The organism is Arcicella rosea (assembly GCF_014204325.1).
Taxonomy (GTDB): domain Bacteria; phylum Bacteroidota; class Bacteroidia; order Cytophagales; family Spirosomataceae; genus Arcicella; species Arcicella rosea_A.
Map to the genome: position 1 here is coordinate 173088 of NZ_JACHKT010000001.1, position 25437 is coordinate 198524.

Sequence of the window (25437 nt, forward strand, 5' to 3'; positions counted from 1 at the left end):
GAACTTAACTTTTCTACGTCTTTGTTAAAACTTAAATATCTAAATCATGAAAAAGAATATTTATCGTACTGTAGCAGTTGCTCTATTAACAACTTTTGTTTGGGCATGTGGTATAACGCTTGACCCAACACCATTATGCGGATGTTCGCCAGTTCTTAGTCTGAGTGACATCATGGTTGGGAAATGGAATTTTGTCGGTTATGTCAAAGAAGATAGTTTGGTGATTGAAAAAGAGTTAGTCAAGGCAAGTACAGCAAAGTTTCCTGTTGATTTGGAGATAGCTCGTAATAATACTGCCCAAAATATCAACGATTTAACAATCAATGGAAAATCAGCTGTTAATATCTACAATGGGAGCATGACACTAGCTACAAGTACTAGTTGGAGGGATTGGACTGGTTTGACAAGTGGAAGTTTAGGACAGACCAAAATGGCAGGTTCACCAACTGAAATGGCTTTTGAATTAAAGTATTTTAATAGTTTACTGGTAAGCGAACAAGTTAAAATTGAAGATGGGATGAATCTCTTATTAAGAATCAAGATTCCAAATGATGAGATGCTTTTTGTAAGAAAGCGATAAAATAACAGAGGCGAATGAATTAATTTCATTCGCCTCTGTTATTTTAAAGTTGATTCGTGATCATTTTCTGCAAAACCTTTTCTTCTAAATATCCTGTAGTTCGTTTTACTTGTTTCCCATTTTTGAAAATGATAAAAGTCGGAATTTCATCTACTTTATAATTTTCTATAACTGCTTTGCTGGCATTAGCATCTACTTTTACAAATTTTACTTTTCCAGTTAATTCCTGTGAAAGCTTATCTACTGTTGGCATCATTTTGATACATGGGCCGCACCATGAAGCAAAAAAGTCTAGCACTACTACTTCGTTTTCTTTCAAAATAGCTTCAATATCTGTTTTGCTATAACCCTTTGCATTAGTATTTTCCTTTGAACCTTCTACGGGTAAATTACTAGCAGTCCATTTCAAATAACCACCTTGAAGGTCGTAAACAGTCGTAAAACCATTTTGCTTCAATACTTCAGCCGCTGCTTTGCTTCTTCCACCAGACAGACAATACACGAAAACAGGTTTAGTTTTATCTAAAGCATTTAACTTTTGAATAAAATCTGGGCTACGATAATCAATATTCTGTGCTTTTGTTAGATGTCCACCTCCATATTCGCCAGCAGTACGAACATCTAAAAGCTGTGCATTGCTAGTTTCAGAATATTTTTTCTGAAATTCATCAGTTGACAGAACTTGTGAGAGGCTTATGCTTATATTTGCAGTATAAAGTATGGTTAAAAATATAAATGTGCGAATAATATTTTTCATTATTTTTAGTATTAAGATTAACTAACTGTGAAAGTATTAGAAAAGTACAAGCAATCTTGAAAAAAGGCTTAAATTTGTTCTCAATATTTAATTAAAGTATTCAAATCATGTTGAAATAGATTTTATTTTCAGCGATTGAAGAAATATTTTATTTGAACAACAGAGAGTATTATCTAATTTACAAAAATTCCCTCCGTTTATAACCAAAAACAAAATTTACGCAAAATGAGTGCAATTCAACATGTACACGCAAGACAAATTTTGGATTCTCGTGGAAATCCAACAATCGAAGTAGATATCCGTACCGAAGATGGTGCTTTTGGACGTGCCGCTGTGCCTTCTGGAGCTTCAACAGGTATTCACGAGGCCGTTGAATTACGTGATGAGGACAAAAGCGTTTACGTGGGTAAAGGTGTTTTAAAAGCCGTTGAAAACGTAAATACTGCTATTGCTCAAGAATTGTGGGGCTTAGAAGTTTCTGAGCAAAATATGATTGACCGTTTGATGATTGAATTAGACGGAACTCCAAACAAAGGTAATTTAGGAGCAAACGCTATTTTGGGTGTTTCTTTAGCAGTAGCTAAAGCGGCAGCTCAAGAGTCTGGTTTGTCTTTATATCGTTATATTGGTGGTGTTAATGCTAACACTTTACCAGTACCAATGATGAATATCTTGAACGGTGGTTCTCATGCTGATAACTCAATCGACTTCCAAGAGTTCATGGTAATGCCAGCTAAAGCTGAGTCATTCTCGCACGCTTTGCGTATGGGTACTGAAGTATTCCATGCTTTGAAAGGTGTATTGAAATCTAAAGGATATTCAACTAACGTAGGTGATGAAGGTGGTTTTGCACCAAACATCAAATCTAACGAAGAGGCAATCGAAATCGTTTTACAATCAATTGAAAAAGCAGGTTACAAACCAGGTGAAGAAATTTTCATCGCTATGGATGCTGCTGCTTCTGAATTTTATAACGAAGAAACTGGTCTTTATACATTCAAGAAATCTGATGGCAAGCAATTGAACAACATGGAAATGGCTGCTTACTGGAAAACTTGGGCTGATAAATATCCAATCATCTCTATCGAAGATGGTATGGCTGAAGATGACTGGGCTGGTTGGAAAGAGCAAACTAGATTAATTGGTAGCAAAGTTCAATTAGTAGGTGACGATTTATTTGTAACTAACGTAAAACGTTTACAAATGGGTATCGAACAAGGTGTTGCTAACGCTGTATTAGTAAAAGTAAACCAAATTGGTTCTTTAACTGAAACGATTGATACTATCAACTTAGCAAAACGTAATTCATACAAAAACATCATGTCTCACCGTTCAGGTGAAACTGAAGATGCTACAATTGCTGACTTAGCAGTAGCATTGAACACAGGTCAAATCAAAACTGGTTCGGCTTCTCGTTCAGACCGTATGGCAAAATACAACCAATTACTTCGTATCGAAGAAGAATTAGGCGCAAACGCTTATTTCCCTGGATTGAATTTCTAATTGGAAACAATATATTTGAAAGAGCCTTGCAACGTTTTTTGCAAGGCTCTTTCATTTTTTAGGGCTGAAATACTTTATATTTGTATATCTAAAAAGCAACACTTGCCATTGTTTGTGTCTCTATAAGCAATGTAGTTCATGAAAACACGAATTATGGCAGATTTTCTTGACATCAACATGAAAAGATTACTCTTAGTAAAATATAGATTTTATACACTAACACTATCAGTATTGGTCGTATGGATGCTTTGTTTTGATGATAACAATGTGTTTGCACAGATAAAAATGTATCGAGAGTTAAGTCGATTGGAAGATGAAATAGCTTATTATGCTGAGAAATTGAAGGAAGTTGAAAGGGATAAAGTAGAAGTAATGGGAAGTCCGAGTTTGATTGAAAAGTTTGCTCGTGAAAAATACCTTATGAAAAAGCCCAATGAAGAGATTTTTGTGATTGTCGATGAAGACAATCTGCCATTAGAGAAGTAAATCTTTTCAAAATAAATGTAAATGAGCCTGTAATACTAAGCCGTTTTACAGGTTTTTTTGTGAAATTTGTAACCAGCTTTATTTTATACAATTCCTAGCTTCTGTCAAGATTTGAATTGTTTAGCGTTTTAAAAATGATGTTAAAAATTTTATTTGTTTGTACTGGTAATATTTGTCGTTCGCCTATTGCGGAGGAAACTTTTAGAAGAGCTGTAAAAGCCCGTGGTTTACAGCGTGTCATTCAGTGTGATTCTGCCGCTACTCATGCTTATCATATCGGAGATTTACCCGACCCACGAACTCGTAAAAATGCGGAATCGCATGGCTTACAACTTACTCATCATTGTAGAAAACTTTCTGGCGAAGATTTTTCAGTATTTGATTATATCGTAGCGATGGATTATTACAATATGGAAAATATTCAAACCATCAGCGCACGTTCTATCGGCATTAAACAATCGGAAGAAAATTGCTTTTTGTACAGAAAATTTGACAATGTACTTCAAAATAAAGTAATGGAAGTACCAGATCCATATTATGGAAATTCTAATAATTTTGAAGAGGTTTATCAGATTGTGAATCGTTGTGCAGAAACTTTTATAGATTTTTTAATTGATAAACATCATTTGTAGATGAAAGGATTAGTCTTAATATTACTAACATTAATTTCAACTGAGATTTTAGCACAATCTTATCAAGAAAGTATTGCAAAACACCGAGAGCATTATAAAAATGAGTTTTTGGAAAGTAGTAATAGTCCATTGAAAAAGGTGGATTTAGCTTTTCTTCGTTTTTATGAGCCTGATGAAAACTTCAAAGTAAATTGTACTTTCAAAAAATCTGATAATGTTAGTCCATTTAAGATGATGACTTCTTCTGGAAAAAAGAAAGAGTATTATAAATATGGAGTACTTTCTTTTCAGTTGCAAGGGCAAAATGTTGAATTGAATGTTTATAGAAGTATAGATTTGATGCGTGTTCCGAAGTACAAAAATTACTTATTTATTCCATTCAAAGATGCAACAAATGGCAAAGATACTTATGGTGGTGGACGTTATTTAGAACTTGAAACTACCGATATTCAAAATGATAGCGTAATTTTAGACTTTAATAAAGCATATAATCCTTATTGTGCTTTCAGTGATGGATATTCTTGCCCGATTCCTCCTAAAGAAAACCACTTAACGGTGTCGATTGAAGCAGGAGAGAAGACTTTCGGCAAAGAACATTAAGTGATTATGGTGAATTGTGAGCGGTCCGCCGCAGCGGTGATGAGTTGTGAATAGTTTGGAGATAGTTTTCAAGATACTGATTTTCAATATGTTATTTGATTTATCGAATTTTAAAAATTATAATAAACTCAAAGCTCATTACTCAAAGCTTACAGCTAATTTCTAACGTTAATAAAACAAATCAAGCAATACACGTGGACAAAAAAGTAATTTTAATCATCCTTGACGGTTGGGGAATAGCTCAGAAGGGTTATGAAGACCGTTCGGCAATCATTGCAGCCAAAACGCCATTTTATGATTCTATTTTGGCGAATAATCCAAACAGTACTTTGGTGACTTTTGGTCCTGAAGTAGGTTTACCAGAAGGTCAGTTTGGTAACTCAGAGGTTGGTCACATGAATTTAGGGGCTGGTCGTACTATCAAACAAAGTTTAGTACGCTTAAATGATGCGATTGAACAAGATACACTTCGCCATGAACCTGTTTTAGTGAAAGCGATTAAGTATGCAAAAGATAATAACAAGCCTTTCCATTTGATGGGTTTAGTGTCAGACGGTGGTGTACACGCACACATCAATCACGTAAAAGCATTATGTAATGTTTTGAAAGATAATGGTTTAGATAAAGTATATATTCATGCTTTTACAGATGGGCGTGATACTGACCCTAAATCTGGAAAAGGTTATATCGCCGATTTGTCTTCTTTCTTAACTACTTCAGTGGGTAAAATTGCCAGCGTAACGGGTCGCTATTTTGCCATGGACAGAGACAATCGTTGGGAACGTATTCAAAAAGCTTATGACGTAATGGTTAAAGGAATTGGAACTCAAACTGAAGATGTTTTGGCTTCAATTGCTGCTTCTTACGAAGCTGGAGTAACGGATGAATTCATCGAACCACTTTTAGTAACTGAAAATGGAAAACCTGTTGCTACTATCGAAGAAGGTGACGTAGTGTTATGTTTCAATTATCGTACAGACCGTCCGCAGGAAATCACAAAGGCTTTAACGCAACAAGATTTCCCTGAAAATGGTATGAAGAAATTGGATATTCAGTATTATACTTTAACGAATTATAATAAATCTTTCACAGGAATTAATGTAATTTTTGATGATAGTAACTTACCTGCTACTTTGGGTGAAGTATTGTCTGAAGCTGGTAAAAAACAAATCAGAATTGCAGAAACTGAGAAGTATCCACACGTTACTTTCTTCTTCTCTGGCGGACGTAACGAAGAGTTTGCAGGTGAAAGTCGTATTCTTTGTAATTCACCGAAAGTGGCTACTTATGATTTACAACCAGAAATGTCTGTTTATGAAGTACGTGACAGCTTAGTGCCTGCTTTAGCAGATGAAAAAGCTGATTTCGTTTGTTTGAACTTCGCTAATCCTGATATGGTTGGACATACTGGCGATTTCCAAGCGGTAGTAGATGCTTGCGAAGCAGTTGATAAATCTTTAGAAGCCGTTGTAACAACAGGTATTGAACATGGTTATTCTGTCATTGTATTAGCTGACCACGGAAATGCTGATTATATGATTAATGATGATGGTTCACCAAATACACAACACAGCTTAAACCTTGTGCCTTGTATTTTGATTGACAAAGATAAAAAAGCCATCAAAAATGGTAAATTAGGTGATATTGCTCCAACTATTTTAGATTTGATGGGTGTTGAAAAGCCTGCTATTATGACGGGAGTAAGTTTAGTTTAGGAGCTGTTAATGATGAATGAACATAAAAAAGGTCAGGTTTTAAAACACCTGACCTTTTTATATGCTCTTTTTAAAATATTTTACATTAAACATTACATCTTTTAAGGTAATGGAATAATCAATTTTTCGCCTCTTTCTGTTAAATCCTTGGTCTTTTTATTAGCATCCATGATTAATTGTTTGCTAACGCCATATTTCTGAGCAACTACTCTTAAAATATCACCAGGCCCAACTGTATGAATCGCCTTTACTTTAACATTCAATTTTGTAATACCCACTTTGATTCCTTCTGGTTTTATATCAGGATTAAGCGTTTGTAAAGCAGCTTTACTGATATGATAACGATTGGCAATACCATAAAAAGTTTCCCCAGATTGTACAGTATGCACAAAAGTTGTTCCTTTTAAAGGTGCTTCCGTGGTTTTCTTTTCAGTTTTAGCTAGTTCTTCTGCCTTTTTGGCTTCTTCTTTTTTCTTCTCAGCTACTTTTTCGTCTTTAGCTTTATTATCTTGCTTTGCTGATTCATCAACGGTTGTTGAAGCTTTTTTATCTTCTTTCTCTGCACCTTCTTCTGGCATTTCTGTAACAGGTGCACTTACAAGGTCAGCATCTTCTTGTCCTTTCATCGCATCCGATTTTGGCGGAGTACTTAGCACAACTTCTGTTTTGGTGGTATCATCACTCATCGACTGCCAACCAACATAAAGCAAAGCAATTACCAATGCCACTAATACCAAAAGGGTAATCATGGGAATGTTTGAATTTTCTTCTGCTGGGCGAGGATTACGATAGTCTTCCATATTTCGTAAGGATTGGTGAGGTTTGTTTAGCAAGAAAACAATTTTCAACTACTAAAAGTATAAAAATCTCTAAAACTATTATTTATTTCCTTTTAATTCGGTAACCATTTCTGCCACTTTTTCGCTAAGTTCTGCTTTATAGTTTTGCAATTTAGTAGCAATTTCCTGATTTTCAATACCCAACATTTGAATTGCTAATATTCCCGCATTTTTAGCACCATTCAATGCAACAGTAGCAACAGGAACACCAGAAGGCATTTGTAAAATTGAAAGTACTGAATCCCAACCATCAATTGAGTTAGAAGATTTTACAGGTACTCCAATTACTGGAAGTGTTGTGATAGAAGCAACCATACCTGGTAAATGTGCTGCACCGCCCGCACCAGCAATGATTACTTTGATTCCTCTTTCTCTGGCTGTATTGGCATAATCAACCATTTTCAAAGGTGTTCTATGTGCCGATACGATGTCTATTTCATACGCTACGCCAAATTGTTTACAAACGTCGGCAGCTTCTTGCATGACTTTGATGTCTGAAATACTGCCCATGATGATTCCTACCATTATATACTAACTAATTAAATTGCGTTAAATGAATACAAATTTAGGGCTAAAAATCGAAAAAGCCTCTATTTCAAATGGAGTAGAGGCTTTTTCGGGTATTCTTTTATTTTGCTTATTCTTACTGAAAAATGTAGTGATTGGTAAATAGTAATTGGTGATTAGTATTTTTAATCTTTTAATTATCAACTATTTATGATAAGCAAAACATTGAGTATATTGTATTCGTTACTTAAAATCATGAGATTTAAGCAATCACTTTTAGTTTTTCTTTCACGATGTTTACTTTTTCTTTTAATGAATCTAAGTTTTCATCAACTACCGTAACGTGTCCCATTTTTCGGAATGGTTTCGTGATTTTCTTGCCATATAAAAATGGATAAACGCCTGCTATTGCCAAGGCTTCGTTCATTCCAACATATTTTGCTTCGCCAGTGTAACCATCTTCGCCCAATAAGTTTACCATTGCTGCTTTTGAATGTGCCGAAGTATCACCCAATGGCAAGCCTAAAACGGCTCTAAGGTGTTGTTCAAATTGTGAAGTATGATTAGCTCTGATAGTATGATGTCCACTGTTGTGTGTTCGTGGAGCAACTTCATTAATCAATATTTTGCCATCTTTTGTCAAGAACATTTCTACTGCTAAAAGCCCAACGATACCAAGTTTCTCTGCTGTTTCAATCGCAATTTGTTTTGCTTCTTCATGAATACTTTCCGTAACGGCTGCTGGAGCAAATAAATATTCAACCAAATTATATACTGGATGAAATACACATTCTACCGTTGGGAAGGTTTTTATTTCTCCATGCTCATTTCTAGCAACGATTACAGCAATTTCTTTATCGAAATCAATCGCTTTTTCTAATAAACTTGGTTCGGTAAAAGCCAATGGTAAATCAATTTCTGAACTCAGCTTTTGTACGCCTCTACCATCATAACCGCCTTTTCCTAATTTGTTGAAAGCAGGTAAGAAATTAAGGTTTTTGCTGATGTCTTCTACAGAATCTGTCAAGATAAAATCAGAAGTAGGAAGGTTATTATCCAAGTAAAACTGCTTTTGGACACGTTTATCTTGAATGATTTCTAGTACTTCTGGTTGTGGAAATACCTTTTTGCCTTCTGAACGTAGTTTCTTTAAAGCTTCTAAATTAACGTTTTCAATTTCGATGGTAATTACTTCACAATCTTGTCCGAATTGATAAACAGTATCATAATCAAGAAAAGAACCCACTACAAATTCTGGTGCAATCTTGGCACATGGTGCATCAGGGTCTGGATCAAGTGCTTTTACATGAATATCTAAATCGATAGCAGCTTGGAGTAACATTCTTCCTAACTGTCCGCCACCTAATAAACCTAATTTGAAATTTTTAGAAAACATTTTTTATTGAGATAAAATGATTGGAGCTTTAAGATTTTGAGACTTTAAGACTTAGGACTTTAAGAATAATTTGTCAATGTTCTTTATCCCACAGATTTTTCATCTATTTTTAAATTTTCATCAAAATTACGTTGAAATCTGTAAACCTTAGTAAATTTGTATATTCTAATATAAATTAGAATGGAAATTTAGGAGAAAATATTCATGAAAAATTCAATAAACCTTCGTTTTGGTGTATTAGTTGCTATCATTTTGGTTGCTATTGCCTTTCGTTTTTTAGCGGTGATTGCACCAACATTATCCAACTTTTCACCTGTAGGAACAATCGCATTGTTCGGAGGGGCTTATTTTGCAAAAAAGCAATGGGCTTTTATTATACCAATGGCTGCCTTGTGGTTATCTAATTTGGTGTTAAACAATGTTTTTTATAAGCAGTGGTATCCTACTTTTTCATTTGGTTTTGATTTAGGCACTTTCTTTTGTTTTGCTTTGGTAGTAGCGATAGGCATCCTTACGCTAAAGAAAGTAACAGTTACAAGCTTACTTACCGCTAATTTATTAGGCACAGTTGTATTCTTTGTAGTGTCTAACTTTTTAGTTTGGACTGGTGGTAAAATGTATCCACAAACTTTTGAAGGTTTAATGTCATGTTATACAATGGCTTTACCTTTCTTGAAAAATACTTTGACGAGTAATTTAATTTTCTCAGCAATCATGTTTGGTGCTTTTGAATATGCAAAATCAACTTCTAAAGTTTTACAATTGCAATAAGAACCTTAGAAAATCAATCATATCAGCAATAGTGTAGGTAATCCCTGCACTATTTTTTTTGTGCCTATTGCTGGGATTTATCCTAATTACCTAATTTTCAATTTTGTAAATATTGATTTATCATTGACAAAACACTCTTCTTTTATGGTTAGAAATCCTATTTTTCACCCTTGAAAAATTATTTAATAAGGTAGAAACAAACATTTTCACCCCTGAAAAACTATTTTGTATGGTAGAAATAAATATTTTCACCCCTGAAAAACTATTTTGTATGGTAGAAATAAATATTTTCACCCCTGAAAAACTATTTTGTAGGATAGAAACAAATATTTTCACCCTTGAAAAATTATTTAGTAGGGTAGAAACAAATATTTTCACCCTTGAAAAACTATTTTGTAAGGTAGAAAAAAACATTTTCACCCTTGAAAAACTTCTTCATTCGTCAGAAGCGATTCCTCAATCACTCATTACAAATAGGGGATAGGCATTTTAAAAAGTGGTATAGGCATAAAAAAATAACAGATGACTTGAATCAAATTCATGTCATCTGTTAAAGTATTATTCACAAGTAATTGTTGATTTATCAACAGAATGATTGATTATGCTTCAATATCAACAATCTTGGCAATATGTTTCCAAAACGAAGGATATGATTTCACGACTACATCTGGTTCTTCAATCGTAATGTCTGAAACCAACGCTAAAGGAGCAAAAGCCATTGCCATTCTATGGTCATCGTAAGTATGAATAGCCGTATCTGCTTTAATGGCTTCTCCACTTGCCGTTAATAAGTATTTATGATTTTTTTCTATTTCTACTAAACTTCCGCCAATTTTGGCTAGTTCAGTTTGCAAAGCATAGATACGGTCGGTTTCTTTTACTTTTAAAGATTCCACGCCTGTTAATGTAAGTGGAATGTTTTTAGCCGCCGCCACAACACAAACTGTCTGAGCTAAGTCTGGACAATTGGTGAAATCCCAAGCCAAAGAAGCTTCCGCAGGAATTTTAGTCAATTTGAAGCCACGACCAGTATATTCAGATTTCACGCCTAAATGACTCATGATGTCAGTAATCACAGAATCACCTTGTAATGAATTTTCTTTTAAGCCTAATAATTCTAATTCAGCATCTTCAAATTCAGAAAGTGCAACCATCGAAAACCAATAGCTTGCTCCCGACCAATCTGATTCAATAGCATAAGGAATTACTTCATATTGTTGTGCAGGCACGGTAATCGTCATGTTTTCCCAATCAGGAGTAACCGTAATACCGAAACTTTTCATTTGTTGAATCGTCATTTCGATATATGGCTTAGAGCCTAAATCACCAGTAATGGTTAAAATTAGTCCTTCTGGCAATAAAGGGGCAATCATCAAGATGGCAGAAATGTATTGCGAAGAAACATCACCTCTAATGGATAAATTTTTATTTCCAGAGAAATTAAAACCATTCAATTGCAGAGGCGGATAACCTTCTTTATTCAAATATTCAATATCAGCACCCAAAGAACGAAGTGCATCTACCAGAATACCAATCGGACGCTCGCACATTCTTGGCGTACCCGTCATTGTTTTTTGTTGACCCGTTACCGAGAAAAAAGCAGTCAAGAAACGCATGGTAGTTCCAGCATCAATCACATCAGCGATGGCATCATCAGAAGCCAACAAACGCATCATCGTTTGAGTATCACGAGCTTCGGCAAGGTTCGATAAATTATCTTTTCCCTTTGCCAAGGCATTGATAATCAAAGCACGATTAGATTCTGATTTAGAAGAAGGTAATGGAATTTCCGTTTGGAAAGATTTTTGTACTTTGGGAAGGAATAGCTTTTTCAATGTGTGATTTCGGATTTATTTTCGGGAAAAAACACTCCCGATACACTTCTCTGATTCGTTTTTGGGATTTAAAGAACACAAAGATAAGGGAAAAGCTTGAAAAAGTCCTGAAAGAAAGCATACTTGATGAATGAGATTTGATTATGGCAAAGGTTCATTATTCTCGATAATACTTTCCCTAAATCGTTCCTGATACATTTCAAGCAACTGTTCTAATTGCCATGCAGTAATATCCAATTGTTGAATAGGAATTTCTTGAATTCTCCCATTATTGGTAAAAACCAACGTTTCGGAATAATGATTTCCCTTCACTTCTGGACGAATCTGTAATCCATGAACAAATGCCCAAGAAACAAAAGGTTGTCCAACTACTTGTATACCATCTTGACTTATAATGAGTTTAGCCTTCACCTTGATTTTTTCTAAATACTGATAAATCAAAAATACACTAGTGAATAAACAAACAGCACTTGATAAGTATTCTGTTCTAATCAAGAAATAAATAACATATAAAAACGTCCCTAAGCCGCCCAAGAGTAATAAATGTTGGTCGGAGGGACGAGTATTAATGATTGAAATATGAGGAATATTATTGTTGTCAGACATTTTAATTCAAGCTTGGATCGCTTGGATAATTCGCTAGTACTTTGAACGAGCCACCCATTTCTTTAAGAATTGTTCTCCAGAAATTTTCTGGAGGCGTATCAAAAATAACATCCGAAGTAGTACTTGAAACTATCCAAGAATCTTTTTTGAGTTCATTATCAAGTTGGTCATCTTCCCAACCTGAATAGCCAATAAAACAACGAATATCTTTAGGCGATAATACTCCATTATTGAGGAGGCTCTTTACTTGTTGGAAATTTCCACCCCAAGTAACACCCTCCATCAAGGTAATTCCCCCGTCGATAATATCAGGACGGCGATGCACATAGTGCAGAGTATTATGCTGAACGGGACCACCGACATAAAGTGGTACGTCAGGATAAATATTTTCTTCCAATACATCATCCAGATTGAGATTGGAAGTTTGGTTCAGAATCAATCCGAAAGAGCCTTGGTTCGTCTCATGTTCACAAATTAATACAACACTTCGGTTGAAATTCGGATCCTTGAGAAAAGGTTCGGAAATGAGTATAGAGCCCTTTGTGATGTTTTTCATGGTAGGTATTTAAAGGATTATTGGTGAATTAAGCGATATTTATAAATCTTTGCAAGAATATACACAACGAAAAGCGAATCGGTCTGTAATAATATAGATTATATGCTATGGAGCTTAAAAAGAAGTTTAATTAAAAATACAATGCAAAAGCTAAATCTCCAAACGACTTACTTACTTTTAGGGTCAAATTTAGGAAACAGAGTTGAAATGCTGGAAAATGCCATTCAATTAATAGCGAATAAGATTGGATTGATTGCCAAACGTTCAAAATTTTACGAAACAGCTCCTTGGGGTGTGGAAAACCAACCTAATTATTTAAACTTAGCTCTTGCTGTTGAAACAACGCTCAGTTCAAAAGAATTGTTGCTACAAGCACAAATGATTGAAGAAATGTTGGGGAGAGTGCGAATCGAAAAATGGGGTGCAAGGCTCATTGATATTGATATTATTTTTCATGGAAATCAAATTATTGATGAACCTTCGCTGACACTTCCACATCCTTTGATGCAAGATAGAAACTTTGTATTAGTGCCATTAGAAGAAATTGCAGCAGATTTTATTCATCCAGTATTTCAGAAAAGTATTCAAGTATTATACAATGTTTGTCCAGATATTGGCGAAGTAAAACCTTATTTAATCCCCACAGAATAAGGAAGCAGTAAAGTAAAAAAAGTAGAATTATCAGAACAATGTGCGTTGATATTTCCTCCATGAAGTTTCACAATTCGGTTGACTAAAGATAAACCTACTCCATAACCTTTGATACTTGCCGTATTTTGGCTTCTGTAGAAAGGCTCGAAAACTAAGGCGATTTCTTTTTGTGCCATCGCACCTTTGTTTTCAAATTGTACTTCAATTTGTTTTTCCAAGAAACGAATACTTACTCTCACCGTATGGTTTTCAGAGAATTTACAGCCATTTTCCATTAAATTGACAAAAGCTGTTTTCAATAATTGTGCATTGCCTTGAATTACTAATTCTGAATCTTCGTCGATTTCACTGGTAAAGTTTACTTGTACTTGATAATCCTTTTCGGCTTGTAATAGTAAATCGCCAGCTTCCCAGATAATTTCATCGAGGCGAACCTCATCGTACATCAAACTATGGTTCAAATCACTTACTTTGGCTAATTCTAACAAAGTATTTGAAAGCTGACCAAGTTCACGAATATCTTGTCTGACAGACTGCAACGTTGCCAAATATTGTTCTTCACTTCTGCTTTTCAATAAAGTAACATCTATTTGCGAACCGATTTTCATCAAAGGGTTTTTCATTTCATGAGAAACATTCGACACAAATAGATTTTGCAAACGAAATACTTCACTGATTCTTTCTAAAAGTTCGTTGAAAGTAGCAGTAAGTTGTCCAATTTCATCTTTAGGATTTTGAATCGTAAGCCTTTGATTAACGTTTTGTGGATAAATAGTTTTTACTTGTTTGATTACTTCAGAAATAGGCGACAAAGCACGAACAGAAAAATACCAACCCGTTACTGCCACGACAGCAATCACAATAAAAAACAAACCAAACATGGTGTTTTGAAGGTTTTTTAAATCTCGTTCCCCTGATAAATCTACTGCACCAGCAATGGTTACAACACGATTGAAACGGTCACGATAGAGGATTCCAACAATTTTAAAATCTCCTTGTGTAAACCTTGAAACTCGCTCTTTTCTGACTTGGTTAAGCATTTCCGAAGAAATCTTAAAACCACTTGTATCATTACTTGAATATACTTTTAGGTTTTCGTAATCGTAAATAATGAGGTTTTCACGATAAAGTACATCGTTATTAGTTTGGTTGATTTTCTTGAGTAATTTATAATTTACTTCGTTGATGGTAACCAATAATTTAGCTGAAGTAGAAGCTTTTTGAGTAAGACGATTATAAAATTCTTCTTTGACGTAATTATAACGCAAACCATAAATAACGATAAAAATTGCCAAGACAATTACAGACACCAAAAGTGTAAATTGTAAAGTAAGTTTTGCCCGAATTTGCATGATTTATCTAGCGTTTTTTGATGTTACCTTAAATTACTCTTCAACCTTTAATACATAACCAACACCATATTGAGTATGAATCAATTTAGTATCATAGTTTTTATCGACTTTTTTGCGAAGCATCGTCATAAATACTTCGATAACGTTTGTTCCCATTTCAAAACGGCTATCCCATACTTTTTCAGCAATATCAGCTTTTGAAATTACTTTTCCTTGATTACGCAAAAGGTATTCTAAGAGAGCGAATTCACGGGCAGTTAAATCAATCTTATTGCCTTCTCTGGTTACTAAGTGTGCATCCAGATTCATCTCAAGTGTACTATAGCTCAGAATATTACTATTGTTTGGAAGAGGAATTAAGTTTCTTTTACTTAATACTTTTATACGAGCCAACAATTCCAAGAAGTCAAAAGGCTTTACCAAGTAATCATCCGCACCAGCATCAAAACCCATCAGTTTTTCTTGGATACTTCCCATGGCAGTAAGCATCAAAATTGGGGTAGTGATACCTTCTTCACGCAATTGTTTACAGAGTTCAAGCCCATTGATACCCGGCATGATGATGTCGGTAACAATGATTTGGTATTGATTTTTTCGAGCAAGATGTTTGCCGATATGTCCGTCATAAGCTATATCAACTTCAAAACCATTTTCCTCCAATCCTTGTCGAAGCGATTGAAGTGTTTTAGGTTCGTCTTCTATCAGTAATATTTTCATGGAATTTGGCGAATAAATTTAGGTTCAAAGATAAAATAAAAAACTCCGCAAGATACTGTTATTCTTGCGGAGCTATTGCTAAATAAATATTTCTTATAAATTCTCAGAAACTTTCGATTTGTCCATCGTTGCCATTGTTCCAAAAACATAATCCCAGATTGGTGAAGAAACACCAAAAACTGCATTTCCATCTTTATAATGATGCACTGCGTGGTTAATCCACAATTGCTTCATGAAATTCTTTGGTGGTGCATAAGCATGAACAGAATAATGTACCAATAAGTAGGCTGCGTAACCCCAAATAAAACCAGGGAAAAAAGCATAAGCGGCTTCGCCCATTAATACAAAAAAGATTGAAAACAAAGTAACCGCTACAATGACTGCTACAATCGGCGGCATTGCTAAACGAGTTTTATCTTTTGGATATTCGTGATGCACACCGTGAGCGATATATTGGAATTTTGCTCTTGCATCAGTAGTTGGTTCGATGTGATATACACTTCTGTGCACCCAATACTCAATGAATGTAAAGATAATTGCACCAGTAATAAATAGCATACCAATTGCCCAATTTGCTAATTCGGTATGAGTGAAGGCATAATAACCAAGCACAAAACCTGCAATGAAAAACATACTAACAGGGATGGCAATGTGTGTGTGTGATAGTTTCTCTAAAATTGGATTATCAAATAATTGTTTAGAGCCACTATTTTTAGGTCTTATTTTTGTGTTTTTCGCTTCCATAATACTATTTCAGATAAGTAGGAGAGTTAGCGTATAAATTGTACTAATTTTATATAAAGAGCTTAATACCTATCAATTTGTTGAATTATATCGACAAAGATACTGAACTTTTTTTTACAATAAAATACCGTTTGTCATGTTATTTGATGATAATTTGTTTATGTGATTAATAGTTAGTTCGCTAAGTTTGATTGTTTTTAGGGGATTTAGCTTTGATGATTAACCGCAATGACTGGTCGTAAGTAATGTAATTCCATAACCAGTTAATGAATATTAATACTTTGTTTTTTACACCTACAATTGCAATGAGGTGAACAAACATCCAAGTAAGCCAAGCGAAGAATCCTTGGAAATGCCAAAATGGTAAATCTACAACGGCTTTGTTTCTACCAATAGTTGCCATAGACCCCAAATCTTTATAATAGAAATCTTCAAGTGGGTTTCCTTTTAGCATTTTTTTAAAATTACTAGCCAATAAATTCCCTTGCTGAATAGCAGGTTGTGCTACTTGTGGGTGACCATTTGGAAATTTATCTTCTGTCATGTAAGCAACATCACCTACCGCAAAAATATTTTCGTATCCTTCTACAAGATTTTGTCTGTTTACTTTTAAACGCCCGCCACGCATCATGATTTCTGGTTTTATACCTTCAATCACATTTGCTTTAACACCAGCAGCCCAGACTAAATTATTGGTTCTGATGGTAGTGCCATTATTAAAATAAACATGTTTTCCATCAAAATCTGTTACTCTTGTATTTAGGTGAACTATTACACCTAATTGCTCTAAGTATTCTTTAGATTTAATTTGTGCATTTAATGACATTGGTCCTAATAATTCTCCGCCAGATTCAATGATGTGTACTTGCATTAAATCAAAATCTAGTTCTGGATAATCTTTAGGCAACACCATTCTTTTCATTTCAGCTAAAGTACCCGATACTTCTACACCAGTTGGTCCACCACCTACTACCACTACATTCATCAAACCAATTTTGTCTTCTTCTTGGTCGGCAAGCAAGGCTTTTTCAAAATTCTCAAGTAATCTATTTCTGAGTCCAAGTGCTTCACCGACAGATTTCATCGGAAGGGCATTGTCTTCAATATTTTTATTGCCAAAAAAGTTGGTATCAGCTCCAATTGCAATTACTAGATAATCAAAAGAGAGTTCTCCAATATTGGTTTCAATAAGATTTTGTTCAGGAATAATTTTTGTAACAGTCGCTACCCTTACATACACATTTTCATAGTGATGAAAAGCCAATCGAAGCGGAAAAGAAATCGCCGAAGGTTCAAGTCCTGCGGTGGCTACTTGGTAAAATAGTGGCTGAAATTGATGATAATTGTTTTTGTCAATCAAAACAACTTCAAAATCAGCACTTCCAGCTAGTTCTTGTGCAAGTTTTAATCCTCCAAAACCAGCACCAATAATGACAATTCTTTTACGATTACTTACTCGTATATTTAGGGGCATCTTATTGTTAGTTTAAACTTTCGACTTTACAAGGTTGTGGTGGAAATTTCCAACTTTTAGCAGTTACTTCTTCGTAATAACGTTCGTAAAGGGGTAAAATGTTGGCGATGTCAAACTCTTTTGCTCTTTCGTGGGCATTGTGTTTGAATCTGGCTAATACTTCATCATCTTCTAAAATTGAAATCGCATTTTTTGCCATGTCGTCGGTATCGCCAATTTTCGAAACATAACCTGTAACGCCATGCACATTTACTTCTGGCAATCCGCCAGCGTCTGAGGAAATAATAGGTACTTCACAAGCCATTGCTTCTAAAGCTGCCAAACCAAAACTTTCTTTTTCGGAAGTCAGTAAAAATAAATCTGCTAAAGAAAGTACTTCTTCAATCACATCAAGTTTACCTAAAAATCTTACATCTTGCTGAACGCCCAATTCTCTACAAAGCATTTCTATAGAAGTACGTTCTGGACCATCGCCAACCAAGAGTAATTTTGAGGGGATTTTTTGATTTACTTTATGAAAAACATGAACAACGTCCTCGATTCTTTTTACTTTTCTAAAGTTAGAAGTATGCATCAATAATTTTTCGCCATTGGGGCAAATTGCTATTTTGAAATGATCTTTACGAAGTTTTTTGAAACGTTCTAAATCAATAAAATTGGGAATTACTTCTATTTTACTTACAATTTCAAATTCATCATAAGTATCATTTTTTAAACTTTCAGAAACTGCTGTAACGCCGTCAGATTCGTTAATCGAGAAAGTAACAACTGGTTCAAAAGATGGGTCTTTGCCAACTAAAGTAATGTCTGTTCCGTGCAGCGTAGTGATAAATGGAATATGAATACCTTTAGATTTCAGGATTTGCTTCGCTAAATAAGCCGCCGAAGCATGTGGAATAGCATAATGAACATGTAATAAATCAAGCCTTTCGTTGATAACTACATCAACAATTTTGCTTGCCAAAGCCGATTCGTAAGGTAAGTATTGAAAAAGAGGATAGCTTGATACGCTTACTTCATGATAATAGATATTTTCGTTAAAAAAGTCTAACCTTGAAGGTTGTGAATAGGTGATAAAATGTACTTCATGACCTGCTTTTGCAAGTGCCTTACCCAATTCTGTGGCTACTACACCACTACCTCCGTAAGTAGGATAACAAACAATTCCGATTTTCATTAATCTAATATTGAAGCGGTTCGCCGCACGTTGTGGATATATAAAGTTAAGTCTTAGCGAATAGACTTATCAAAGGTCTAACACACAAAAACAAAAAAAAATCTCTTCTAATGACTAAAAAAATTTTTTAAGGGATGAAAATGGAATAAATTTGGTTGTTATAGTGCATAGCAATCCACTAATATGATGTTGAGAACCCCTCGGAAAGTTACATATCTACAAGTACTTACAGGTTTTAGTCGACTAATTCGTTGGCAAAATTTAGCCATTATCGTATTTACGCAATATTTTACTAGATTCTTTTTGGTTAGAGATAAACCACTTTCTTTCAGTCACTTTCTTGATATTTTAGTAGAAAAAAACTTACTCTTAATTGTTATAGCGACAGTTTTAGTGGCTGCTTCTGGCTATATTATTAATGATTATTATGACATAAAAATTGATTTAGTGAATAAACCCGAACGAGTAGTTATTGGGCGATACATCAAAAGACGATGGGCTTTATTGATTCATCAAATTTTTAATGCTTCAGGTATTTTATTGGGTTTATTAGTAGATAGAAAAACAGCATTTGTAAATTTATGTGCCGTTTTTTGTTTGTGGCTTTATGCCAATAAATTAAAAAGATTGGCTTTTTGGGGCAATTTGATGGTCGCTATTTTAACGGGTTTTTCTTTGTTGGTTTTAGCCGTTTATTATCCCGGTCATCAGCGAGAAGTATGGGTTTATGCTACTTTTTCATTTTTCATTACTTTAATTCGTGAGATTATTAAAGATATGGAAGATGTAAAAGGCGATGAACGCCACGGTTGTAGAACACTTCCAATTATCTGGGGAATTGCCAGAACCAAAAATCTTGTTTATGGATTAATTGCCATTTTTATCAGTATCTTATTCATTCTGGCAAGTCAATTACCGAATGAAAGAATTGCATATATCTTTCTATTAATGATGTTTCCAGTGGGTTTTCTGACGTATAAATTAGTTTATGCCGACAAGCCCAATGATTTTGCTTTTCTGAGTAATGCTTGTAAAATTATTATGTTAATAGGAGTTTTAACGATGATAGCCGTTTAATTTTAACGATATATACTTCAATAAAAATGGCTTCGTTTTTGCGAAGCCATTTTTATTGAAAAGTTATTTTAGAAGTATCAAAAATGTTCAAATCCGGGTGAAGTAACATTAATTAACGTACCAGATTTCATCATTAGTTTTACACCATCCACATCGTTAGTCATGTAACCCAAGAAACTTATATCAGACATGTTTTTGATGGTTTCAAAGTCTTCTTGTTTTACTGTAAAAAGTAATTCATAGTCTTCACCGCCATTCAGTGCTGCCGTCATCGGACTAAAGTTTAAATCAGTAGCCATCAAATAAGTTTGATCATCGATTGGAATTTTATCTTCAAAAATCACTGCACCAGTTCCAGAATTTTTACAAAGGTGTAATATTTCAGCAGCCAATCCATCCGAAATATCAATCATAGCAGTAGGAATTACGCCTAAATCACGCAATTCATAAATTACATCCATTCTGGCATTCGGTTTTAATTGGCGTTCTATCACATAATCTTTGTCTTTATCCAATTGAGGTTGCATATCAGGATTTGCCAAGAATACTTGTTTTTCTCTTTCAAGTATTTGTAAACCAATGTAAGCCGCACCCAAATCTCCCGAAACACAAATAATGTCGTTGGTATTCGCTGTATTTCTTAGAACGATATTTTTCTTTTCAGCAGTACCTAATGCAGTAATTGAAATCACCAAACCCGAGCGAGAAGCCGAAGTATCACCGCCTACTAAATCTACTTTATATTCATCACAAGCAATCTTGATGCCTTCGTATAATTCTTCAATGGCTTCTACCGAAAAACGATTACTCAAACCTAAACTTACCGTAATCTGCTTTGGAATGGCATTCATCGCAGCAATATCAGAAACATTTACGGCAACAGCCTTATAACCTAAATGTTTGAGAGGAGTATAAGCTAAATCGAAATGGATTCCTTCCATCAAAAGGTCGGTAGAAACTACCAATTCTCTACCAGCAGTATCGATGATGGCTGCATCATCACCAATTCCTTTAATAGTTTCTGGATTAATGCTTTGAAATTTTGAATCGATTAACTTTATCAAGCCAAATTCTCCGATTGTACTTAATTCTGTTCTTGTTTCCATAATACAAAGTTACGTTTGATTTTGTGATTGAGAGAATCGAAGGATTGATATTTTATGGAAAAGAAAAAAGCCATCCTGTTAGAGATGGCTTTGTGGTAATAATTTATATTTGGTTTAAGGATTTACTAATTGTAAATTAACAATAGAATTACTTGCTTTAATGTCTGGTTGTAAAGACTCAAGTGTTACTGTTGCACCTGTTCCATCAATTGTAACGATTTTGAATTCAATTGTTCCAGTCGTTCCAGTTGGATTCGCTCCCGCAGAAGTTTTTAGTCCAGTTAAACTTAAAGTTTTGTCCGTATTTGTCAAAGCCCAAGTACCTGTGAATGTCGTATTATCTTTTGCTGTTAACGTTGCCGACTTGGTACTACTTAAACTTAACTTGTAATTAGCATAACCAGCAGCAATGTTTGTGGCTTTAGTTTTGTTATAAACTTCAACACCACCTTCTTTGGCAATGCTAACGGTAAAAGTTTTTGTCAACTTTTCGGTCAAAGTTGGTTCTGGTGCATCTTTCCCACAACTGCTTAGTATTAAAACAAAGGCAAAGAGAAGAGGAAGGAATAGAATTAGTTTTTTCATTATTATGTTAGATTTTATTTTTGAGGGATAAAAATGATAAAATAAATTGATTTCAGCAAATTTGATACAATATATATAAAATAATTATGCTAAAAAAATACACTAAATCTCAATTGTCTTTAAGGAACGGTCAAGATCGTGACGAAATCTGGGTTGCCTTTAAAGGGTTTATTTATGATGTTAGCGATTCCAGACTTTGGCGTAATGGCAAACATTATGAACATTGGGCTGGTCAGGATTTAACGAGTGAACTAAAAGACGCTCCGCATACAGATAAAGTTTTTGAAAAATTTTCGGTTGTGGGCGAGTTAGTATGAGTACTTTTAATGACTGCCTCTCTTAAAAAAAGGTTGCATTGCATATCCAAAAACTATATTTTTAAAATATAAAATAATGATTTTAATCGCAGAAAGTGGCTCAAGTAAAACAGATTGGCGGATGATTTCTCCAAGAGGAGAAGTTTCCCAAGTCAAAACAATTGGGCTAAATCCATATTATCAAACTACTGATTCAATTATTGAAGAACTACAGAAAAACTTATTGCCGTCACTTAACAATCAAGTTGTTACAGAAGTTTTTTACTATGGAACGGGTGTTACTAATGAAGAAAAAGCGGAAATTATTCGCTTGGTTTTCAAAACGATTTTTCCAGCAGTAAAAAAAATAGAAGTACAGAGTGACATGTTGGCGGCGGCTCGTGCTTTGTGTGGTCGTGAGGCTGGAATTGCCTGCATTTTAGGGACAGGCTCTAATTCGTGTTTTTATGATGGTAACGATATTACTTTTCAAGTACCGCCTTTAGGTTTTTGGTTAGGTGATGAAGGAAGCGGAGGTTACCTTGGTAAACAATTAGTGTTAAGTTATTTGCATAAAGAAATGCCAGAAGATATTCGTGAAAAATTTGAAAAGCGTTTTGGTGCGAAAGACCGTCTGGAAATTTTAGATAATGCTTATCAAAAGCCTTTTCCTAATCGTTACTTCGCTTCTTTTTCAAAATTTATTTTTGATAATCGCAATCATCCATTTACGTTTGGCTTAGTTAAAGGTGCATTTGATTTATTTTTTGAAAAATACTTATTAAAGTATCCAGCTTTTCAACTGTACAAAATACATTTTACAGGTTCAGTAGCATTTTATTATTCTGATATTCTAAGAAGAGTAGCGATAGAAAAAGGTTTTAGTGTTGGAGTGATTATGGAAAGTCCAATTGCTGGCTTGACTTTGTTTCACAAATCACAATTAGCCTAAATTTAATGAGCTATATTACGTTTTATTCTTTTACTTGCTTAAACATATTAGGATAACTTGCTAATTAGTGTTTTGTATTAATTTTTGGATAAAGAATTATATTTTTGGTAGATTTTTATCAAGCTTTGCCTATTGAATTGTAAATTAGGAAATGCTTTGAGTGATAGGGTACAATTATATAAAGAGAATAATGTCATGGTAAATTACGATAGAAATTTAGGCACAAAACAGAAGGCTCTTCGCATCAATCTCGACCGCCGAATTTATGGCTCTTTTGCTGAAATCGGTGCTGGGCAAGATGTAGCGGCTAATTTTTTTAAGTCTGGCGGAGCATCAGGAACGATTGCAAAAACTATTTCAGCTTATGATATGGCTTTCTCGGATGCCATTTATGGGGAAGAAGAATCTGGGCGTTATGTTGTGGAAGCCCGTTTGATGAAAATGCTTACTCGTGAGTATAAATTATTAAATGTACGTCTGACCGAAATGGCTTCTGAACGTACATTTTTTGCTTTTGCTGATACTGTTGCTGCGCTAAACTATCAAAAAAATAATGACCCGCATGGTTGGATTGGCTTACGTTTTCAACTTGAACCAAATGGTGCACCAAACGATGTTGTCATTCACGTAAGAATGAAAGACAATGACAATGTTTTACAACAACAAGCTTTGGGCGTAATTGGTGTAAATTTGATGTATGGTTGCTTTTATTATAATGCACAGCCTGAAATTTTACTTCAATCTTTAATGGATGATTTATCTTCTGATAGAATTGAGATTGATATGATTCGTTTTCGTGGTCCCGACTTTAAAGGTGTAGATGACCGTTTGATGTCGCTTCACTTGGTGAAAAATGGCTTTACCAATGCAGCACTTTTTGGACCAGACGGAAACGTAATGCAGCCTTCAGAAGCTTTCTATAAAAAACATATTGTGGCAGTACGTGGGCGTTTCAGACCAGTTACCAATGTGTCGTTAGACATGATTAAAACGGGTTTGAAACAGTTTGAAGCCGAACCAGATGTTGATGACGATAAAGTAGTTTTATTAGCTGAACTTACTTTGAAAAATTTACAAGCGGGTGGCGAACAAATCAATGAACGAGATTTCCTCGACCGTGTTGATATTTTATGTTCATTGGGACATACCGTTTTGATTTCAAATTTTCATGAATATTATCGTTTGGTTCAATATTTGGGAGGTTTTACCAAACTAAGAATGGGCTTGATTTTAGGAATGCCAAATCTTGATTATATCTTTGAAGAAAAGCATTATACTAATATTTCTGGAGGAATTCTTGCAGCTTTTTCAACTTTGTTTGCACCTAAAATTAAGTTGTATTTACATCCAATGCTCAATGCTGATGGTGAAACAGTAACGACAAAAGAATTTACGCCACCAGCACACCTCAAAGGTTTATTTCAGTATTTGCAAGACAACGATAAGTTTGCCGATATTAAAAATTACGATAAAGATTTACTCAAAATTAATACCGATGCAGTATTGAAACTGATACAATCTGGCGAATCTGGGTGGGAAGAATTAGTGCCACCAATAGTATCCAAATTAGTAAAAGATAATTGCCTATTTGGTTATCCTTGCGAAGTAACATCAGCTTAGTAAATAATATAAAGTAAAAAGGGCTACGAATTTTATGATTCATAGCCCTTTTTTTATAGCCTAATAGCTCTCACTACTTCTCTTTTTCCCCATATTCCTTGGTGTTTTTCTACTTTAAAACCTGCCTGCTCCATTGCTTTTCTCACTACTGTTTTTGAACAATAAGTTGTTAGAAATCCTCCTTTTTTTACAAAAGAAGCAACATGAGTAAATGTTTCTACCGTCCAGAGTTCTGGTTGTGAAGAAGGAGCGAAGGCATCATAATAAACTACGTCAAATAGCTCGTCCGTTTTAAAATCTTGAAGCGTACTCTTTACTTTTTTAAGTGAAAAGTTAGCTGAAATCTCAACGCTTTCTTCCCAGTTTACAGAATGTAGCTTTTGGAGTAAATCAGTTGCTGCACCCGTTTGATAATTCAATAATTTTACATCTTCTTCGGAAATGGGAAATGGCTCAAGACTGGTATAATGTACTTTTAACTGATTTTTTTCAGCTTCTAATGCGGTTATCAAAGTATTTAATCCAGTACCAAAACCCAATTCTAATATGCTAATTTCTTGTGTTTCCTGCATTTTAGCTAATAAACCCAATTCGATATATACTCTTTGGGTTTCGTCTAAAGCACCACGGACAGAATGATAATATTGGTTAAACTCTGTGCTGAATAAAGTAGTAAAACCATCGTCAGTAATTCTTACTCTTTGCATTTTTATTGAGGACTTTAGGATTTAGGACTTGAGGACTATAGGATTTTATGATGAGACTGAATAAGAAAAAGACTTGAAGATTAGGATGCTAAATCCTTTTATCTCCAAGTCTTTTATCATTATTTTCTCATGTAGTCTTCAAATCCTAAAGCCCAAAGTCGTTATTACTTTTCTCTTTAAGTCCTAAAGTCCAAAG

General features: G+C 34.5%; 28 protein-coding genes. 13 read left to right on the forward strand and 15 right to left on the reverse strand.

Going from position 1 to position 25437, the window contains the following annotated elements:
• Nucleotides 1–46 precede the first annotated feature (46 nt).
• Entirely contained in the window at nt 47–580 is a 534-nt protein-coding gene (locus HNP25_RS00800; RefSeq protein ID WP_184128690.1) for an META domain-containing protein, read from the forward strand.
• 43 nt (nt 581–623) lie between these two features.
• On the opposite strand, the gene HNP25_RS00805 is transcribed toward HNP25_RS00800, so the two are convergent.
• Complete coding sequence (locus tag HNP25_RS00805; protein WP_184128692.1) at nt 624–1337, reverse strand: thioredoxin domain-containing protein; 714 nt, start codon at nt 1335–1337, stop codon at nt 624–626.
• A 225-nt stretch (nt 1338–1562) separates the two neighbouring features.
• On the opposite strand from HNP25_RS00805, the gene eno reads away from it, so the two are divergent.
• The 5 genes from eno (at nt 1563) to gpmI (ending at nt 6273) form a co-directional block, all read left to right on the forward strand.
• Complete coding sequence (gene eno, locus HNP25_RS00810) at nt 1563–2840, forward strand: phosphopyruvate hydratase (RefSeq protein ID WP_184128695.1); 1278 nt, start codon at nt 1563–1565, stop codon at nt 2838–2840.
• Between the two features lie 138 nt (nt 2841–2978).
• On the forward strand, nt 2979–3326 hold the full coding sequence (locus tag HNP25_RS00815; RefSeq protein WP_229202746.1) for an FtsB family cell division protein: 348 nt from the start codon (nt 2979–2981) through the stop codon (nt 3324–3326).
• Nucleotides 3327–3460: 134 nt separating this feature from the next.
• Nucleotides 3461–3958 (forward strand): low molecular weight protein-tyrosine-phosphatase, encoded by a 498-nt coding sequence (locus tag HNP25_RS00820; protein ID WP_310587146.1) that lies wholly within the window; start codon nt 3461–3463, stop codon nt 3956–3958.
• Complete coding sequence (locus HNP25_RS00825; protein WP_184128698.1) at nt 3959–4558, forward strand: DUF1684 domain-containing protein; 600 nt, start codon at nt 3959–3961, stop codon at nt 4556–4558. It begins immediately after the preceding gene.
• A 194-nt stretch (nt 4559–4752) separates the two neighbouring features.
• Complete coding sequence (gpmI, locus tag HNP25_RS00830; RefSeq protein ID WP_184128702.1) at nt 4753–6273, forward strand: 2,3-bisphosphoglycerate-independent phosphoglycerate mutase; 1521 nt, start codon at nt 4753–4755, stop codon at nt 6271–6273.
• 101 nt (nt 6274–6374) lie between these two features.
• Here the strand turns inward: gpmI and HNP25_RS00835 are convergent, their stop codons facing one another.
• From HNP25_RS00835 to HNP25_RS00845, 3 genes are all read right to left on the reverse strand, one after another.
• Nucleotides 6375–7073, reverse strand: a complete 699-nt coding sequence (locus HNP25_RS00835; protein WP_184128705.1) for a LysM peptidoglycan-binding domain-containing protein — start codon at nt 7071–7073, stop codon at nt 6375–6377.
• A gap of 78 nt (nt 7074–7151) precedes the next feature.
• A complete protein-coding gene (purE, locus tag HNP25_RS00840) occupies nt 7152–7637 on the reverse strand; it encodes a 5-(carboxyamino)imidazole ribonucleotide mutase (protein WP_184128708.1) in 486 nt (161 codons plus the stop codon).
• Between the two features lie 244 nt (nt 7638–7881).
• A complete protein-coding gene (locus HNP25_RS00845; RefSeq protein WP_184128711.1) occupies nt 7882–9015 on the reverse strand; it encodes a 5-(carboxyamino)imidazole ribonucleotide synthase in 1134 nt (377 codons plus the stop codon).
• 204 nt (nt 9016–9219) lie between these two features.
• Here HNP25_RS00845 and HNP25_RS00850 point away from each other — a divergent pair, with 204 nt between their 5' ends.
• Nucleotides 9220–9786 carry a DUF6580 family putative transport protein gene (locus tag HNP25_RS00850; RefSeq protein WP_184128714.1) on the forward strand — a complete coding sequence of 189 codons (567 nt, stop codon included), beginning with the start codon at nt 9220–9222 and terminating at the stop codon, nt 9784–9786.
• 229 nt (nt 9787–10015) lie between these two features.
• Complete coding sequence (locus HNP25_RS00855; protein ID WP_184128717.1) at nt 10016–10270, forward strand: hypothetical protein; 255 nt, start codon at nt 10016–10018, stop codon at nt 10268–10270.
• A 115-nt stretch (nt 10271–10385) separates the two neighbouring features.
• Here HNP25_RS00855 and HNP25_RS00860 read toward each other — a convergent pair whose 3' ends face one another.
• The 3 genes from HNP25_RS00860 to HNP25_RS00870 all read right to left on the reverse strand — a co-directional run bounded on the left by HNP25_RS00860 (nt 10386) and on the right by HNP25_RS00870 (nt 12783).
• Nucleotides 10386–11621 carry a 3-phosphoshikimate 1-carboxyvinyltransferase gene (locus HNP25_RS00860; protein ID WP_184128719.1) on the reverse strand — a complete coding sequence of 412 codons (1236 nt, stop codon included), beginning with the start codon at nt 11619–11621 and terminating at the stop codon, nt 10386–10388.
• Nucleotides 11622–11762: 141 nt separating this feature from the next.
• Entirely contained in the window at nt 11763–12227 is a 465-nt protein-coding gene (locus HNP25_RS00865) for a hypothetical protein (RefSeq protein WP_184128722.1), read from the reverse strand.
• A 1-nt stretch (nt 12228) separates the two neighbouring features.
• Nucleotides 12229–12783, reverse strand: coding sequence for a YqgE/AlgH family protein (locus tag HNP25_RS00870; RefSeq protein WP_184128724.1), 555 nt, complete (start codon nt 12781–12783; stop codon nt 12229–12231).
• A 141-nt stretch (nt 12784–12924) separates the two neighbouring features.
• Between HNP25_RS00870 and folK the strand changes: the two genes are divergently transcribed.
• Nucleotides 12925–13434 carry a 2-amino-4-hydroxy-6-hydroxymethyldihydropteridine diphosphokinase gene (gene folK, locus HNP25_RS00875; RefSeq protein WP_184128727.1) on the forward strand — a complete coding sequence of 170 codons (510 nt, stop codon included), beginning with the start codon at nt 12925–12927 and terminating at the stop codon, nt 13432–13434.
• Here the strand turns inward: folK and HNP25_RS00880 are convergent.
• From HNP25_RS00880 to bshA, 5 genes are all read right to left on the reverse strand, one after another.
• The gene (locus HNP25_RS00880) at nt 13413–14786 is read right to left on the reverse strand and encodes a HAMP domain-containing sensor histidine kinase (RefSeq protein WP_184128730.1); all 1374 of its coding nucleotides are present in this window, start codon (nt 14784–14786) and stop codon (nt 13413–13415) included. The two genes, folK and HNP25_RS00880, sit on opposite strands and share 22 nt — an antisense overlap.
• A 33-nt stretch (nt 14787–14819) precedes the next feature.
• Entirely contained in the window at nt 14820–15503 is a 684-nt protein-coding gene (locus HNP25_RS00885) for a response regulator transcription factor (protein ID WP_184128733.1), read from the reverse strand.
• Between the two features lie 93 nt (nt 15504–15596).
• Nucleotides 15597–16247 (reverse strand): sterol desaturase family protein, encoded by a 651-nt coding sequence (locus HNP25_RS00890; protein ID WP_184128747.1) that lies wholly within the window; start codon nt 16245–16247, stop codon nt 15597–15599.
• A 181-nt stretch (nt 16248–16428) separates the two neighbouring features.
• Nucleotides 16429–17721, reverse strand: a complete 1293-nt coding sequence (locus HNP25_RS00895) for an NAD(P)/FAD-dependent oxidoreductase (protein ID WP_184128749.1) — start codon at nt 17719–17721, stop codon at nt 16429–16431.
• Between the two features lie 7 nt (nt 17722–17728).
• Complete coding sequence (gene bshA, locus HNP25_RS00900; RefSeq protein ID WP_184128752.1) at nt 17729–18898, reverse strand: N-acetyl-alpha-D-glucosaminyl L-malate synthase BshA; 1170 nt, start codon at nt 18896–18898, stop codon at nt 17729–17731.
• A gap of 183 nt (nt 18899–19081) precedes the next feature.
• Between bshA and HNP25_RS00905 the strand changes: the two genes are divergently transcribed.
• The gene (locus HNP25_RS00905) at nt 19082–19975 is read left to right on the forward strand and encodes a geranylgeranylglycerol-phosphate geranylgeranyltransferase (RefSeq protein ID WP_229202747.1); all 894 of its coding nucleotides are present in this window, start codon (nt 19082–19084) and stop codon (nt 19973–19975) included.
• A gap of 77 nt (nt 19976–20052) precedes the next feature.
• On the opposite strand, the gene thiL is transcribed toward HNP25_RS00905, so the two are convergent.
• The gene (gene thiL, locus HNP25_RS00910; RefSeq protein WP_184128755.1) at nt 20053–21081 is read right to left on the reverse strand and encodes a thiamine-phosphate kinase; all 1029 of its coding nucleotides are present in this window, start codon (nt 21079–21081) and stop codon (nt 20053–20055) included.
• Between the two features lie 114 nt (nt 21082–21195).
• Complete coding sequence (locus tag HNP25_RS00915) at nt 21196–21666, reverse strand: hypothetical protein (protein ID WP_184128758.1); 471 nt, start codon at nt 21664–21666, stop codon at nt 21196–21198.
• A gap of 86 nt (nt 21667–21752) precedes the next feature.
• Here HNP25_RS00915 and HNP25_RS00920 point away from each other — a divergent pair, with 86 nt between their 5' ends.
• The 3 genes from HNP25_RS00920 (at nt 21753) to HNP25_RS00930 (ending at nt 24534) form a co-directional block, all read left to right on the forward strand.
• Nucleotides 21753–21983, forward strand: coding sequence for a cytochrome b5 domain-containing protein (locus HNP25_RS00920; protein ID WP_184128761.1), 231 nt, complete (start codon nt 21753–21755; stop codon nt 21981–21983).
• Between the two features lie 76 nt (nt 21984–22059).
• Nucleotides 22060–22914, forward strand: coding sequence for an N-acetylglucosamine kinase (locus HNP25_RS00925; protein WP_184128764.1), 855 nt, complete (start codon nt 22060–22062; stop codon nt 22912–22914).
• Nucleotides 22915–23109: 195 nt separating this feature from the next.
• A complete protein-coding gene (locus HNP25_RS00930) occupies nt 23110–24534 on the forward strand; it encodes a TonB-dependent receptor (RefSeq protein ID WP_184129115.1) in 1425 nt (474 codons plus the stop codon).
• A 53-nt stretch (nt 24535–24587) separates the two neighbouring features.
• Here HNP25_RS00930 and mnmC2 read toward each other — a convergent pair whose 3' ends face one another.
• Nucleotides 24588–25241 (reverse strand): tRNA (5-methylaminomethyl-2-thiouridine)(34)-methyltransferase MnmC2, encoded by a 654-nt coding sequence (gene mnmC2 / locus HNP25_RS00935; RefSeq protein ID WP_221432356.1) that lies wholly within the window; start codon nt 25239–25241, stop codon nt 24588–24590.
• Between the last annotated feature and the right edge of the window lie 196 nt (nt 25242–25437).

Excerpts from the sequence above, each read along its gene's own strand:
- HNP25_RS00925 (WP_184128764.1), top strand. The coding sequence starts at position 22,060 with ATGATTTTAATCGCAGAAAGTGGCTCAAGTAAAACAGATTGGCGGATG.
- HNP25_RS00845 (WP_184128711.1), bottom strand. The coding sequence starts at position 9,015 with ATGTTTTCTAAAAATTTCAAATTAGGTTTATTAGGTGGCGGACAGTTA.
- HNP25_RS00865 (WP_184128722.1), bottom strand. The coding sequence starts at position 12,227 with ATGTCTGACAACAATAATATTCCTCATATTTCAATCATTAATACTCGT.
- HNP25_RS00855 (WP_184128717.1), top strand. The coding sequence starts at position 10,016 with ATGGTAGAAATAAATATTTTCACCCCTGAAAAACTATTTTGTATGGTA.
- HNP25_RS00905 (WP_229202747.1), top strand. The coding sequence starts at position 19,082 with ATGATGTTGAGAACCCCTCGGAAAGTTACATATCTACAAGTACTTACA.
- bshA (WP_184128752.1), bottom strand. The coding sequence starts at position 18,898 with ATGAAAATCGGAATTGTTTGTTATCCTACTTACGGAGGTAGTGGTGTA.
- HNP25_RS00820 (WP_310587146.1), top strand. The coding sequence starts at position 3,461 with ATGATGTTAAAAATTTTATTTGTTTGTACTGGTAATATTTGTCGTTCG.
- HNP25_RS00815 (WP_229202746.1), top strand. The coding sequence starts at position 2,979 with ATGAAAACACGAATTATGGCAGATTTTCTTGACATCAACATGAAAAGA.
- HNP25_RS00930 (WP_184129115.1), top strand. The coding sequence starts at position 23,110 with ATGGTAAATTACGATAGAAATTTAGGCACAAAACAGAAGGCTCTTCGC.
- HNP25_RS00870 (WP_184128724.1), bottom strand. The coding sequence starts at position 12,783 with ATGAAAAACATCACAAAGGGCTCTATACTCATTTCCGAACCTTTTCTC.
- eno (WP_184128695.1), top strand. The coding sequence starts at position 1,563 with ATGAGTGCAATTCAACATGTACACGCAAGACAAATTTTGGATTCTCGT.
- HNP25_RS00850 (WP_184128714.1), top strand. The coding sequence starts at position 9,220 with ATGAAAAATTCAATAAACCTTCGTTTTGGTGTATTAGTTGCTATCATT.
- purE (WP_184128708.1), bottom strand. The coding sequence starts at position 7,637 with ATGGTAGGAATCATCATGGGCAGTATTTCAGACATCAAAGTCATGCAA.
- HNP25_RS00920 (WP_184128761.1), top strand. The coding sequence starts at position 21,753 with ATGCTAAAAAAATACACTAAATCTCAATTGTCTTTAAGGAACGGTCAA.
- HNP25_RS00895 (WP_184128749.1), bottom strand. The coding sequence starts at position 17,721 with ATGCCCCTAAATATACGAGTAAGTAATCGTAAAAGAATTGTCATTATT.
- HNP25_RS00835 (WP_184128705.1), bottom strand. The coding sequence starts at position 7,073 with ATGGAAGACTATCGTAATCCTCGCCCAGCAGAAGAAAATTCAAACATT.
- HNP25_RS00880 (WP_184128730.1), bottom strand. The coding sequence starts at position 14,786 with ATGCAAATTCGGGCAAAACTTACTTTACAATTTACACTTTTGGTGTCT.
- HNP25_RS00915 (WP_184128758.1), bottom strand. The coding sequence starts at position 21,666 with ATGAAAAAACTAATTCTATTCCTTCCTCTTCTCTTTGCCTTTGTTTTA.
- HNP25_RS00800 (WP_184128690.1), top strand. The coding sequence starts at position 47 with ATGAAAAAGAATATTTATCGTACTGTAGCAGTTGCTCTATTAACAACT.
- HNP25_RS00885 (WP_184128733.1), bottom strand. The coding sequence starts at position 15,503 with ATGAAAATATTACTGATAGAAGACGAACCTAAAACACTTCAATCGCTT.
- HNP25_RS00890 (WP_184128747.1), bottom strand. The coding sequence starts at position 16,247 with ATGGAAGCGAAAAACACAAAAATAAGACCTAAAAATAGTGGCTCTAAA.
- HNP25_RS00805 (WP_184128692.1), bottom strand. The coding sequence starts at position 1,337 with ATGAAAAATATTATTCGCACATTTATATTTTTAACCATACTTTATACT.
- mnmC2 (WP_221432356.1), bottom strand. The coding sequence starts at position 25,241 with ATGCAAAGAGTAAGAATTACTGACGATGGTTTTACTACTTTATTCAGC.
- folK (WP_184128727.1), top strand. The coding sequence starts at position 12,925 with ATGCAAAAGCTAAATCTCCAAACGACTTACTTACTTTTAGGGTCAAAT.
- thiL (WP_184128755.1), bottom strand. The coding sequence starts at position 21,081 with ATGGAAACAAGAACAGAATTAAGTACAATCGGAGAATTTGGCTTGATA.
- HNP25_RS00825 (WP_184128698.1), top strand. The coding sequence starts at position 3,959 with ATGAAAGGATTAGTCTTAATATTACTAACATTAATTTCAACTGAGATT.